11 protein-coding genes are annotated in these 12,321 nt (G+C 51.1%); 2 read left to right on the top strand and 9 right to left on the bottom strand.

Annotated features, from left to right (window positions below):
• Positions 1–11: 11 nt before the first annotated feature.
• The 5 genes from ACYVJM_RS18385 to mnmA form a co-directional block, all read right to left on the bottom strand.
• Complete coding sequence (locus tag ACYVJM_RS18385; protein ID WP_461149693.1) at positions 12–1,055, bottom strand: agmatine deiminase family protein; 1,044 nt, start codon at positions 1,053–1,055, stop codon at positions 12–14.
• Positions 1,056–1,146: 91 nt separating this feature from the next.
• Complete coding sequence (locus ACYVJM_RS18380) at positions 1,147–1,824, bottom strand: HAD family hydrolase (RefSeq protein WP_461149692.1); 678 nt, start codon at positions 1,822–1,824, stop codon at positions 1,147–1,149.
• Between the two features lie 124 nt (positions 1,825–1,948).
• A complete protein-coding gene (locus ACYVJM_RS18375) occupies positions 1,949–2,212 on the bottom strand; it encodes a hypothetical protein (protein WP_461149691.1) in 264 nt (87 codons plus the stop codon).
• A gap of 63 nt (positions 2,213–2,275) precedes the next feature.
• A complete protein-coding gene (locus ACYVJM_RS18370) occupies positions 2,276–2,995 on the bottom strand; it encodes a 3-keto-disaccharide hydrolase (RefSeq protein ID WP_461149690.1) in 720 nt (239 codons plus the stop codon).
• 142 nt (positions 2,996–3,137) lie between these two features.
• A complete protein-coding gene (mnmA, locus tag ACYVJM_RS18365) occupies positions 3,138–4,286 on the bottom strand; it encodes a tRNA 2-thiouridine(34) synthase MnmA (RefSeq protein ID WP_461149689.1) in 1,149 nt (382 codons plus the stop codon).
• Between the two features lie 323 nt (positions 4,287–4,609).
• Here mnmA and ACYVJM_RS18360 point away from each other — a divergent pair, with 323 nt between their 5' ends.
• Complete coding sequence (locus ACYVJM_RS18360) at positions 4,610–5,794, top strand: MFS transporter (RefSeq protein ID WP_461149688.1); 1,185 nt, start codon at positions 4,610–4,612, stop codon at positions 5,792–5,794.
• A gap of 37 nt (positions 5,795–5,831) precedes the next feature.
• On the opposite strand, the gene ACYVJM_RS18355 is transcribed toward ACYVJM_RS18360, so the two are convergent.
• Positions 5,832–7,007: an ATP-binding protein gene (locus tag ACYVJM_RS18355; RefSeq protein ID WP_461149687.1), complete on the bottom strand. Its 1,176-nt coding sequence runs from the start codon at positions 7,005–7,007 to the stop codon at positions 5,832–5,834.
• Between the two features lie 157 nt (positions 7,008–7,164).
• Positions 7,165–8,421: an exo-beta-N-acetylmuramidase NamZ family protein gene (locus tag ACYVJM_RS18350; RefSeq protein ID WP_461149686.1), complete on the bottom strand. Its 1,257-nt coding sequence runs from the start codon at positions 8,419–8,421 to the stop codon at positions 7,165–7,167.
• A 250-nt stretch (positions 8,422–8,671) separates the two neighbouring features.
• On the opposite strand from ACYVJM_RS18350, the gene ACYVJM_RS18345 reads away from it, so the two are divergent.
• Positions 8,672–9,067: a VOC family protein gene (locus ACYVJM_RS18345; protein WP_461149685.1), complete on the top strand. Its 396-nt coding sequence runs from the start codon at positions 8,672–8,674 to the stop codon at positions 9,065–9,067.
• 79 nt (positions 9,068–9,146) lie between these two features.
• Here ACYVJM_RS18345 and ACYVJM_RS18340 read toward each other — a convergent pair whose 3' ends face one another.
• On the bottom strand, positions 9,147–11,801 hold the full coding sequence (locus tag ACYVJM_RS18340; protein ID WP_461149684.1) for an ABC transporter permease: 2,655 nt from the start codon (positions 11,799–11,801) through the stop codon (positions 9,147–9,149).
• Positions 11,802–11,891: 90 nt separating this feature from the next.
• Positions 11,892–12,230, bottom strand: coding sequence for a PadR family transcriptional regulator (locus ACYVJM_RS18335; protein WP_461149683.1), 339 nt, complete (start codon positions 12,228–12,230; stop codon positions 11,892–11,894).
• Positions 12,231–12,321 lie beyond the last annotated feature (91 nt).

Genomic DNA, 12,321 nt, shown 5'->3' with positions numbered 1-12,321 from the left:
ACATCATACATCTAAACAGTTGGCTCCTGCTGGCTCAGGCAGTGGAAACTACCAAGACCCCAAACGATGTCCGTTGAGTCGATGCCGACAATTTTGCGGTCGGGGAAGCACGTGCCTATAATGTCCAGCGCCTGCTGATCCTTATTGCATCGGAACGTGGGTACGATTACCGCGCCATTCGTAATCAGGAAATTGGCGTAGGAGGCCGGAAGTCGTAGGCCATCACTCTCAACCGGATCGGGCATGGGCAGCTCAACGATGTTCAGTTGCTTGCCATTCAGCAAACGCATCTGCTTCAGTTCGTGATGGATTTCCTGCAGGAACGGATAGTTCGCGTCGTTTTTGTTCGGCTCATAAGCCGCAATGACGGTGTCTTCATTCACAAATCGGACGGTGTCGTCAATGTGGCCATCGGTATCATCGCCCACAATGCCTTCTTCCACCCAAAGCACCTGCTGAACGCCGTAATAATCGCACAGGTATTTCTCGATGTTCGCTTGTGTCAGATGAGCGTTGCGGTTCTGGTTGAGCAGACAGGCACGGCTGGTGAGTACAGTTCCGGCACCGTTAAACTCCACCGAACCCCCTTCCATAATGATACCCGGTGTCACATAGTCCAGTCCCCGGTAGTGCGCAATGTTAACCGGAATCAGGTCGTCGCGGTCGTAGGGAGGGTATTTGCCGCCCCAGGCATTGTAGCCCCAGTTGACGATCATCCGTTCGTTTTTCTCTGGATTAACCAGAAAGGCCGGGCCGTGGTCGCGGCACCAGGAATCGTTGGTAGGGTGGGGCAGGAGGGTAATTCGGCTCATGTCAGCACCAGCCGCTAACAGCCGCAGTTTAGCTGCCTGAATCACAATATCATTGTGGGCGTTAATGCACACCTGCTCGCTTTCGGCGATGGCCTTGATAAAGTCGATATAGGCGGGGAACATCAACTCTTGCCGCTCTTTAGTCCAAGAGGCTTCGGTATGGGGCCAGCTGAGCCAGGTGGCCACGTGCGGATGCCATTCGGCAGGAAAGAAAAAGCCCTCTTGGGCAGGAATCAGAGACATGGATAAAAATGATGAATGCAGAATTGGGTAGGAAGAACAGTGAAGGAGTCGGTTTGACACAGCACATTCTCCAACATAAAGGTAAAACGTGTTAGGCGATTAAGGTACGAACCGCATCGACGGTCAGTTCCGTAAAGTCTTCGACAATCAGTGAGGCACCCGTATTGGCGAGTTCCTCGCGGGTGTGGGTGGTGGCCAGGGCGATCACTTTCATGCCTGCCCGCAGTCCCGACTCGATACCTGCGAAGGCATCTTCGAAGACGACGCTATGAGCTGGGGCAGCACCGACGCGGTCGGCAGCGGTGAGGTAGATTTCGGGGTCCGGCTTGCCGTGCTTAACCATGGTAGAATCGACAACCGTGTTGAAATAAGGCCGCAGCGAAAGCCCATCCAGGGTAAACAGGACATTGCTTTGCGGAGCCGATGTGCCCACCGCCAACTTAATTCCCTCCGCCTGCAAGGCACTCAAAAATACCAGCAGTCCCGGTGCGGGCTGAAGATGCGGGCGGTATAATTCCCGATAGATCGCTTCTTTTTCTTCAGTAAGCACGACCAACTCACCGGGGGTAATTGGCCGTTGGAAAACATAGGCCATTGCGTCGGCTGATACCCGTCCGTTAATATTCTCGACGTACTGCTCTTTTGTCAGCGGTCGATCGTGTTTCTGGGCAAACTGAAGCCAAGCATTGACATGGAAATCGGTATTGTCAACCAAGACGCCGTCCATGTCGAATAGGGCGGCTAAAATGGGCGAAGTTGTTTCGGGCATGTGTAGAGACGCAACCCTTTGCGTCTGATTTATGAGCACCCCCCTGCGTTGAATTTAGGGAAGGGATGGCATCTGACTTATAAACGAAAGCGATAACAGTCTTACAAAGAAAGCAGATTGCAGCCTAAACCGTATCGTCGTTGGGTTGACTTGGTGAGTTTTCGTTCAAAACATCCCCGGCCAGAACAGCGGCTTCGTGTAGTAATTCCGTCGCGACCAATTCATCCGTAACAAGTTCGATCCGTTCATCAAACGCGTCGAGGCTCTCATCAACGGGCATCGACGATGCCTTCATGCCCAGTAACAGTCGACCTACATACAGCAGATTGAGCGAAAAGCGCAGTTCGGGAAGAGCGGGACTATGGCGGGTTACGGGGTCAGTTTGCATGCCGGTAGAACAACCGCCGGGGGGCGTTAGGTTCTGTAGATGCAGTATGGACTTTGGTCCGTGCTACAACGTCTTGATCTTCAGATTTCGGAAATAGATCGGTGCACCAGCATGTTTTCCCTGAAGTCCGATGTAACCACGGAGCGGTAGTTCAGCGGGAGCTTTGTTGAGCCAGGATGGTACTTCGGAACCATCGGGATTCGTTTTTGCCGAGGTGAATTTTGAGAGATCGATGGTATTGACCAACTGGTTGTTGAGGACCACATAGATCATTTTGCCCTGACACGTAATGGTGTATCGGTTCCATTCGTCGGGCTTTTTAACCACCTGTTGTTTCGTCGCAGCCTGATGACCGAAGAAAGCGCCACACTGCCAGTTGGTTGGCGAATCGGCCCATTTTTTTGCGTAATCGTCGGCAATCTGAATTTCGACTGAGTTGGGAATCCAGTTCGTTGTATCGCTGGCGTGAACCACAACGCCACTGTTGGTGCCATCGGCGGTTTTGAAGAGCAGATCCAGTACAAAATCATCGTAGGGAATGGCTGTCCAAATGGCCTGATCGGCTGTAGCCGTCAGAACGCCCCCGTCATCGAAACTCCAGATACCTTTTGGATAGCCCGCATCAGACAGGTCGCTGGCAAAGAGGGGTTTCCAGCCAGCACCACTTGAGTTCGGGTGTCCTTTGGGGGGCAGGATGGGGGCCGCTGTCGAAGCGGCCGTTTGAGCAAACAGATGAAACGAACAGGTTAGCAGTAGGCCAGTAAGTAGAACAAGTTTTTTCATGAAGGGGCTTTGTTGAAAGAGACTATTCACAAAGAAACACTTTTATTTTTAATGGAGAATCCTCTCTAAAAGGGTACAGCGTGTGTAGAACAACTTCTGGAAGTTCCACACACGCTGTACTAACGCGTTCAGTCAAAGAGTATTATAAACTACTTACGGCAGTTTGTGCGTGAGCCGTGAACTCGTCGCCCTGACGGAAGCTTTTCATGATCCAGCCGCCACCAATTACATCGTCGCCTTCGTAGAAAACAGCCGCCTGACCCGGCGCAATAGCCGATACCCCTTCGTTAAAGAGTACCTCGACCTTATCGCCGGTCTGCGAAATGGTTGCCGCCGTGCCGGGGTCTTTATATCGCACTTTCGTAACAGTTTCCATGGGTTCGGCCAGGTGGTCGTACTTCTGAAGGTTCAGTTTGCTGACAATCATGCCATCACGGTACAGGTCTTTGTCGACGCCCAGCACCACTTCGTTCGTGTCTTTTCGAATCTCGGTGACGAACATCGGCTGACCGAACGCCATGCCCAGCCCTTTCCGCTGACCGATGGTGTAGAACGGATAACCCTGATGCTTGCCCAGTACTTTACCTGTGCCTTCCATGACAAAATTGCCCCCGGCTACTTCGGCTTCCAGACCTGGCATACGCCGTTTGAGGAAGCCCCGGTAATCATTATCGGGTACGAAACAGATTTCGTACGATTCCGATTTGGTGACCAGTTCCATGAACCCACGCTCTGTGGCCATGTCGCGAATTTCGGATTTTCGCAGATGGCCCAGCGGCAGTTTCGTCCGGCTCAAACTCTCTTGCGATACACCCCACAGTACATAAGACTGATCTTTCAGCGTATCCACACCTTTGGAGAGGACAAACCGGCCGCTCTCTTCCCGAATATGCGCATAGTGCCCCGTAGCGATGGATTCACAATCGAGCCGGTCGGCCCGGCGCAGGAGGGCATCCCATTTAATGTGGGTGTTGCACATTACGCAGGGGTTCGGCGTACGCCCTTCGAGGTATTCGCCCGTAAAGTGGTCGATAACGGCATCACCGAACTCTTCCCGAATGTCCAGAATGTAATGAGGAAAGCCGAGGCTAACAGCAATGTTGCGAGCGTCGTTGATACTGTCTAAACTACAGCAGCCCGTTTCTTTTTTTGTTCCACCCGAAGATGCGTAATCCCAGGTTTTCATGGTCATCCCAATGACCTCGTAGCCTTCTTCGTGGAGCATGACCGCTGCCAGCGAAGAGTCGATGCCGCCACTCATGGCGACCAGAATTCGTCCGTGTTTGCTCATATCCGCCGGGGTTCAAAGCCCCGCGATTTTAAGGTGATGCTGTCTGTTTCTTTCTGAAACGACATGCAAAGATACGAACGCAAATTGACGGGGTCTTAGTTTCGGAGGGTGAGAATTGCATTCGGGATAGTAAGCTCTTTAACTGCCATCTCGATAATACATCCGTAAAATTGCTGCGATAGCCGAAAGCTATTTCCCTAAATCAGGGATTTGTATGTGGAGACTAAATCGAAAATCGAGTAGGTTTGCCCAAAGTCTACCAGTTTAGGTAAATGTAGTTGAAACTCGGTCATTGCTCTCTAACCGTTTAGTCTGCTTGCGTTATGAATGTTGTGATCCCTTCTGGGCATGTGTTGAAGGCACGTGTGGCCACCCGGTTAATTTTTCTGGTCTGCGGCCTGGGTATGGCCAGTTGGGCGCCTATGGTTCCTTTTGCCAAAGACCGCTTAGGGTTGAATGACGCCAGTCTGGGCCTGTTGCTCCTTTTGCTGGGCGGTGGGGCCATGCTCATGATGCCTGCTTCGGGTTGGCTGGTGAGCCGCTTTGGCAGCCGGATCGTCATGGCCTCGGCGGCTTTTGTCATGGCGCTTACGCTGCCGTTGCTGCTTATTCTGCCCTCCGTGGCTGCCATGTCGGTCGCCCTGTTTGTTTTCGGGTCAAGCATTGGCTCGATCGACGTAGCCATGAATGCGCATGGCGTACAAGTACAAAATTTGTATGGTAAACCCATTATGTCCTCTTTTCATGGACTGTTCAGCGTGGGTGGCTTATTTGGTTCAATGGGGCTGGGCTTTCTAATTAAGCTGGGGATTAATCCGGTCTATGCCATTGTCAGTATTGCCATCCTGATAATCAGTATTACACTCACTCAATACAACTACTTGTTTCCGCTATCTACTGAGCGACAGGCTATTGCTCTTTATTCTGCGCCTGAAAAGGCTGTTGAGGGTAATCCGCAGTATAGCTGGTTAAACGGAAAGGTCTTGTTCCTGGGGTTTATGTGCTTTGCCGTGTTTCTGGCCGAAGGCGCTATTCTCGACTGGAGTGCTATCTTTTTGCGCGATACCAAAGGGATCGACTCCGAGTTTTCGGGGGCAGGCTATGCGGCCTTTTCTATCGCCATGGCGATCATGCGTTTAGTAGGGGATAAACTTGTGGCACGTTTGAACGGCAAAACGGTTGTGGTAACTGGCAGTCTGCTCGGTGCCGTTGGATTAAGCATGGCTATTTTGAGCCCGTGGGTAGCGGGTGTATTAGTTGGCTTTGTACTATTAGGTTTAGGGGCGGCTAATATTGTGCCTATCTTTTTTAGCGAAGCCGGAAGATTACCGGGTATTGCCCCGAGTGTTAGCCTGCCAGCTATTACCACCATTGGGTACACCGGTATGCTGGCTGGGCCGGCTGCGCTGGGTTTTATTGCTCAACAGTTTTCTCTGTCAACTGCTTTCGGTGCATTGGCCTTGCTGTTAGTTTTGGTTGCGTTGAGTTACGCAGTGAAGGCCGACTAGCTACCGGCGGACAGGAGCCAAAATAAGAGCTCGTCCTTTACTTTCCTAACTCCTGCATCATGTCACTCAGCGATATAACCGTTACACCGTTGGCAATAGGATAGGACTCTTTGCCTGGGTAGACGAGAAACCGTTTGGTAGCACCAATGTCTTCGCAACCCAGGTAAAAACCTTTTGACAGCGATGGTGCCAGCGAGCGTTTGATCTCAATGGCATAACGCTGCGTTGTACCCTGTTCAAGCACCAGGTCAATTTCTGCACCTGCAGCCGTCCGGTAAAACCAGGGCGTTACGCCGATTGGTAAGCAGGACAATAGGTTTTCGATAACGAACCCTTCCCAACTGGCGCCAACAACGGGATGCCCCAGCAGGTCGTCCAGCGAAGGTATATTTAGCAAGGCGTGAGTCAGTCCACTATCCCGAATGTAGACTTTGGGTGATTTAACCAACCGTTTGCCCACATTGCCCGACCACGGCCGCAGTGTGCGGATGAGCAACAGATCGTCCAGTAGTTCGATGTATCGCTTCGCTGTTGGATCTGAAATGTCGAGGTTACCGCCTAACTGGGTTATATTTAGCTGCCCTCCCTGGTTGTGAGCTAGCATAGTCCAGAGTCGGCGTAAGGTCACGGCGGGGATACGGGGTCCCAGTAGCGGAACGTCCCGTTCCAGATAGGTGCTGATGAAGTTTAATCGCCAACGCAGACTGGAAGTATCCTGTTGAGCCAGAAAGCTATCCGGAAATCCACCTCTGAGCCAGAGCTTGTCTTGTTCTGCTGACGTTTGAATCGGCAGTTCAGGGACTGTTAGACCCGACAGTTCTTTGTAGGCTATGCGACCAGCCAGCGATTCGGACGACTGCTTCAGTAAATCCAGTGATGCGGAGCCTAAAATCAGAAACTGACCCGTTCGGAAGCCTTTTCGGCGTCGCTGGTCGATCACTCCTCGCAGAATTGAAAACAGTTCGGGTACACGCTGTATTTCGTCCAGAATGATAAGCCGCCCGTTATTAAGTTCGAAATACGCTTCGGGGTCTCTTAATTTTGCCCGGTCGGTGGGGCTTTCGAGGTCCAGATAGATAGGGTCCGGACTGAAGGAGGCTGCAATTGTTTCTGCCAGTGTTGTTTTACCAACCTGCCGGGGTCCCAAAACGCCAACTGCCGGAAATTCTTCCAGTAGCTGTGCTATCTCCGTTTGTGCCGTTCTCTGAACCATCCTTGCAAATCTAACATAGCGCGTTAGATTTGCAAGGTAAAATCAGGATTAAGTACGCTTTTTAGCTTAATTAGAGTATTTGGTCTCGGGGGCATTTTGCTAATAGCATGTAGTACCGACCAGGACGGTCGCCGGGCCGACGCTCGGCACTACATAGTTACTGATACATCAAATACTTCTTCCGCATTTGCTTGTAAGCCGACAGGCCCGGCTCCCAGCTTTGGCGGATTTCTTTTTCGGAAACGCCTGCAATAATTTGTTTTTTAAGCGCTTCGTTACCGCTCCGGTAGTTGAAATTGCCCATTTGTTTACTATAACTCGTATCGAAGAAACGGGCTTTGTCGGGATAGGCCTTGTATAACTCCATCAGCCATTTCAGATTGAGCTGTTTTGTTTTGCGCAGCTGGTTGGTATCGTAGTTTCGAAGATCGAGCCCATAACAATCCTCATCCTGATGCAGCGGGGTTTCGCTCATGCCTTTCAGGCTCACGGGTTTGAAGGAGAAGGCATACTTGCCTTTCAGCGCAGGGGCGCCCAAAACGGTAAACGGCATGTAGGTTCCCCGGCCCTGACTAATGATCGTTCCTTCGAACCAGCAAAGGCTGGGATACAGTAAAATTGACTGCTGCGTGTTCAGATTAGGGGAGGGCAGTATGGGCAACGTGTAGGGCGTGTCGTGCGTGTAGTTGGCCAGCTTGATGATCTTCAGTTTGCATGGATTCGTTTTGGCAACGCCCCCCCAACCTTCGCCATTGATCATCTGGGCAAATTCGGCAATCGTGCAGCCATGTGTTATGGGAATGGGGTGCATACCAATCCCCGAGTACAGATGAGCCTCCAGAATAGGGCCGTCTACGATGAAGCCATTTGGGTTGGGACGGTCCAGAATCATCAGCTCTTTATTGTTCTCGGCACAGGCCTCCATCACGTGGTTGAGCGTGTTGATGTAGGTGTAAAACCGGCAACCCACATCCTGAATATCAAAGATCATCAGGTCGATATTCGCCAGTTGCTCTTTGGATGGTTTCTTGTTCTTGCCGTACAACGAAACGACCGGTATGCCTGTTTTGGCATCGACCGCATCGTCGACTTTGGCCCCGTTGCTGGCATTGCCCCGAAAACCATGTTCCGGTCCGAAGATCGAGACGATGTTCACGCCCAGGCTAACCAAACTGTCGACGCTGGGTTTATTGCCGATGATGGATGTCTGGTTAACAACCATGCCAATACGTTTACCTTTCAGATAGGGCAGATAAGCCGCCACCTGATCGGCCCCGGTAATTATTTTTTTAGCTTGTACCGATCGGGTAGCGGGCGTTTCATAAGGAGATGATTGAGAAGAATGAACGCCCAGATTGATGGCACACGACAACCCAAGGGCCAATGGTAACAAAATGAATGAGCTAATTTTCATAAATTCGGGGTAGCGACAGAGAGAAAAATAATTCTGTTGGGCTTTTGTTGACGGTAAACTTAGTGAAATCCTGTAAAGAGTTTGTAGAGCGAACAGCGCAGACTGCTTTGCGGGGTATTGACGGTAGGTTTCAATACTCCCTCTAAACCCTCCTATTTTTCTGTTGAAGCTCCGTAAGAGCGTAAAAAGATTACGTTCTCACGCTCGTAATCTTGTGACCGATCGAATAAAACCTTAATCAATCCGACCTATGCCATCCACCAAAGCCATTCTGAAAAATGCCTGGCCCTACCAGCAGGACCGAATGAACTTACCCGTTGCCAATCTGAAAAATGCTCTGCCTTTTTACGAGACCATCCTTGGGTTTCGGGTGCTTTCATGTTGCGAAACACCCCAGGCTTCGGCTATTCTTGAGCGGGATGGTATTCAGATCGGGCTGACCGAAAACGGCGGTGACCCTCAGCAGGACGGATGCTTCTTTGAGGTCGATGATGTCGAAATGATATTGGCAGAACTTAGGGCAACGGGCTTTGACAAGATCAGTCCCGACTTTCAGCAGCAGCAGTTTGGCGATGTTCGCTGGAAAGTCCTGTTCATCGTAGCGCCCGATGAGCTATGCTACAGTTTCGGCGAACGGCAGAACTGATTTATAGTGTCTGGCGACCCGGTCAGTTGATTAGTTTAACTCAGCTAATCACCCGGTCGGGTCGCCAGACACGACATGACTACTCGTTTCGTAAACTTTTCACCGGATTCGAGACGGCGGCTTTGATGCTCTGAAAACTGATCGTTAGCAGGGCAATGCAAATGGCTATCAAACCAGCCAGAGCGGGCATCCACCATTCAAACTCGGTTTTGTAGGCAAAGCTTTGCAGCCAGCGGTTCATCGCATACCAGGCAATGGGCGAGGCAATGACAAGCGCAATCAGTACCAGTTTCAGAAAATCTTTCGAGAGCAGGGTTACGATACTGGCAACGGAGGCTCCCAGCACTTTTCGGATGCCTATTTCCTTTGTGCGCTGCTCCGCCGTGAACGCCGTCAGCCCAAACAAACCCAGACAGGAAACCAGAATTGTCAGGATGGCAAAGTAGAGAATGATCTGGCCAATTCGTTGCTCTGATCGATATTGTCTGTCTAAGTCCTGATCGACGAAGCCATACGAAATCGGGTAGCTCGGATTCATTTTCTTGTAAACGGCTGTTATAGCGGGCAAGGTACTGGCAACCATGCCGGGCTTTGTTTTTACCAATAAGTCAAAATAGAACTCTTTCGGTCGGAACCGGAGAATGAAGGGTTCAATACTGACGTGCAATGGCCGGAAGTGGAAGTCTTTGACGACGCCGATGATGGTGCCGTCTGTACCCCAGAACTTGACCTTTTTTCCCAGAGCGCTGGCGGGCGTCCAGCCCATGCGTTTGGCCGCTGTTTCGTTGATTAGGTAGGTGCCCGATTGCGATAAGGTATCGCTGGTAATCTGAGCGGAAAAATTGCGGCCAGCAGCCATCGACATGCCCGTTGTTTTGATAAAATCAGCGTCCACGTTCATCTGGGTAATCAAAAATTCATCTTTGGGTGTCTGACCTTCCCATTCAATCGTTGAACTGTTTTGCATATCGACCAAGTTGCTCGTGGTCATGGATGCCTGAGCTACCCCCGGCAATTGCGATACGTCTGTCTTGAATCGCTGTGCGTTCTGTCTCAAATCACCTTTGAGCTGCACATGCAGTAATTGCGATTTATCGAATCCTAATTTGGTACTCTGTAAAAAAGCCAGTTGCCGATAGATCACCACCGTGCTGATCGCGAGCGCAATAGAGAGTACGAACTGGCCCACCACCAGCGACTGCCGGAAGCTCCGTCCCGTTCGACCATTGGAAAAGTAGCCTGCAACGCCAGTTTTCAACACCGTGACGGGCCGGAACGACGAGAGGAAAAAAGCCGGGTAAAGTCCGGTCAGTAAGCTGACTACGCCGGTCAGTCCAGCAATGACCAGCCAGAAAGCGGGCATCTGGTAGGGAATCGACATGTTTTTCTCGGTCAGTTTATTAAATACAGGCAGGAGCAGTTCGGCCAGTAATAGAGCAACCAGCGTGGCTAAGGTTGTCATTAATAAGGCCTCGCTTAGAAACTGCGTGACCAAACTCGACCGCTGTGCCCCTATGCTTTTCCGAACACCCACTTCTTTGGCCCGCTGCGACGCTCGCGCCGTGGCCAGATTGATGAAGTTAATGACCGCAATGAGCAGCACGATCAGGCCAACCGCTACGAAAATTCGTATGTAAGTAATGTCGCTGCGTTTGCCGTGATCGGTGCCAAAGGCAAATTTGGAATACAGGTAAATATCGGACAGCGGTTGTAGCAACAGGGGCGTTTCATTGCCCGAATGATACTGCTTGAGTTGTCCCCGTAGTTTATCCGCAAAAGCAGTTGGATCGACGGCTTTTCCGGATATATCCGGCCGCAATTGGAGATAGGTATGGTAGCTGTTGCTGCTCCATTTCATACTCCAGTCGTCATTCCGTTCAAGCCACTTGAACGGAATCAGCACATCAAACTGTATGTGCGACTGAACAGGCGGGTTTTTGGCGACACCCACCAGTTTGAGTACCTGATCATTATTGAAGTTTATGGATTGCCCAAGCACATTTTTCTGCCGCCAATCGGCACCAAAAAATCGTTCGGCGGCTGCTTCGCTGAAGATCACTTCATTGGGCCCACGAAAGATGGTGTTCGTATCGCCCATACTGAGCGGATAACTGAACAGGCTGAAAAAGTCCGGATCAACGATCAGAAACTGCTCAGGTTCAATGGATTGTCGCCCTTTGGTTAACAGACCGTGCCACTGGCCAATGCGGGTAGTGCGCTGTACTTCAGGAAAATCTTTTTGGAGGGCAGCCGCCAGCGGGCCCGGCGTAACGGCTACATCGAAAATACCTTCGGACTGTGTTTGCCGTTCGGTAACCCGATAAATGTGCGCGAAATTCGCATTGAAGCGGTCGTAATTCAGTTCGTCGTAGACATATAGAGCAATGAGCAGGCAGCAAGCCATGCCCAACGCCAGTCCGCCAATATTGATAGCAGAATACACCCTGTTCTTGATAAGGTTTCGGGTGGCAATTTTTAAGTAATTACGCAGCATGTCGGGGTGTAGGCTAAAGAGTGGTGAATAAGTCTGTGCTTTCGATCTGGCCAATGGCCGCAGTAATTTCAGCGCACTGAGCGTGTACCGCCAGCGGGCTCGTCGTTCGCCCACCGTCTGCAGCCAGTAGTCGTAGAGTTCGAGCAGGTCGCCCTGCACTTCCTCTCGCGTATCGGGGTGGCCGAAAGCATTAAGGAGCTTCTGTGCCCAGCGTGGCGGGGTCCGATGGTTCGGTTTCATTGTGCTTAATGTAAAATAGGTAATGAATGTAAAAGGATATCGCTGATTTACAGGTAATTGTGCATTATTCATTATACATTCAATAGTATTTTACCCACCCATAAGTTGCAGCATTTGCGGAGGCAGGGCGCTCCACAGCTCCTCCCGAACTTGTTTTACTTCCTGTAGTGCCCTGCGTCCGGCAGCCGTAACGCTGAAAAAACGCTTTCGTCGTCCACCCCGCTCGGCAGTAGCGCCACCCATTTCGGAGGATAGATATCCTTTTTCGGCCAGGCGTTGCAGGGTCGTATGAACGGTACTGAAGCCAACGGTCCGCCCGGTCCGCTGCTCGATCTCCTGCGTGACCGTTACGCCGTAAGCCTCGTTGCCCAGAACCGCCACCGTTAGCAAGACCACTTCTTCAAACTCTCCCAAAAAGGTTCGTTTCATACCCGGTTGATTTTATACGATAATGCCGGACAAATGCGGTGCCAGCTCCTCAAAAGTGCTTTGATTGATCAGAATCGAAGTAATTGCCGTA

Source organism: Spirosoma pulveris (genome assembly GCF_054781875.1).
This window is presented reverse-complemented; position numbering and strand designations above follow the sequence as displayed.

What these genes read in the sequence shown, in the direction of transcription:
- ACYVJM_RS18375 (WP_461149691.1), bottom strand. Translation starts at nt 2,212, where the DNA reads ATGCAAACTGACCCCGTAACCCGCCATAGTCCCGCTCTTCCCGAACTG.
- mnmA (WP_461149689.1), bottom strand. Translation starts at nt 4,286, where the DNA reads ATGAGCAAACACGGACGAATTCTGGTCGCCATGAGTGGCGGCATCGAC.
- ACYVJM_RS18340 (WP_461149684.1), bottom strand. Translation starts at nt 11,801, where the DNA reads ATGAAACCGAACCATCGGACCCCGCCACGCTGGGCACAGAAGCTCCTT.
- ACYVJM_RS18385 (WP_461149693.1), bottom strand. Translation starts at nt 1,055, where the DNA reads ATGTCTCTGATTCCTGCCCAAGAGGGCTTTTTCTTTCCTGCCGAATGG.
- ACYVJM_RS18345 (WP_461149685.1), top strand. Translation starts at nt 8,672, where the DNA reads ATGCCATCCACCAAAGCCATTCTGAAAAATGCCTGGCCCTACCAGCAG.
- ACYVJM_RS18360 (WP_461149688.1), top strand. Translation starts at nt 4,610, where the DNA reads ATGAATGTTGTGATCCCTTCTGGGCATGTGTTGAAGGCACGTGTGGCC.
- ACYVJM_RS18335 (WP_461149683.1), bottom strand. Translation starts at nt 12,230, where the DNA reads ATGAAACGAACCTTTTTGGGAGAGTTTGAAGAAGTGGTCTTGCTAACG.
- ACYVJM_RS18355 (WP_461149687.1), bottom strand. Translation starts at nt 7,007, where the DNA reads ATGGTTCAGAGAACGGCACAAACGGAGATAGCACAGCTACTGGAAGAA.
- ACYVJM_RS18380 (WP_461149692.1), bottom strand. Translation starts at nt 1,824, where the DNA reads ATGCCCGAAACAACTTCGCCCATTTTAGCCGCCCTATTCGACATGGAC.
- ACYVJM_RS18350 (WP_461149686.1), bottom strand. Translation starts at nt 8,421, where the DNA reads ATGAAAATTAGCTCATTCATTTTGTTACCATTGGCCCTTGGGTTGTCG.
- ACYVJM_RS18370 (WP_461149690.1), bottom strand. Translation starts at nt 2,995, where the DNA reads ATGAAAAAACTTGTTCTACTTACTGGCCTACTGCTAACCTGTTCGTTT.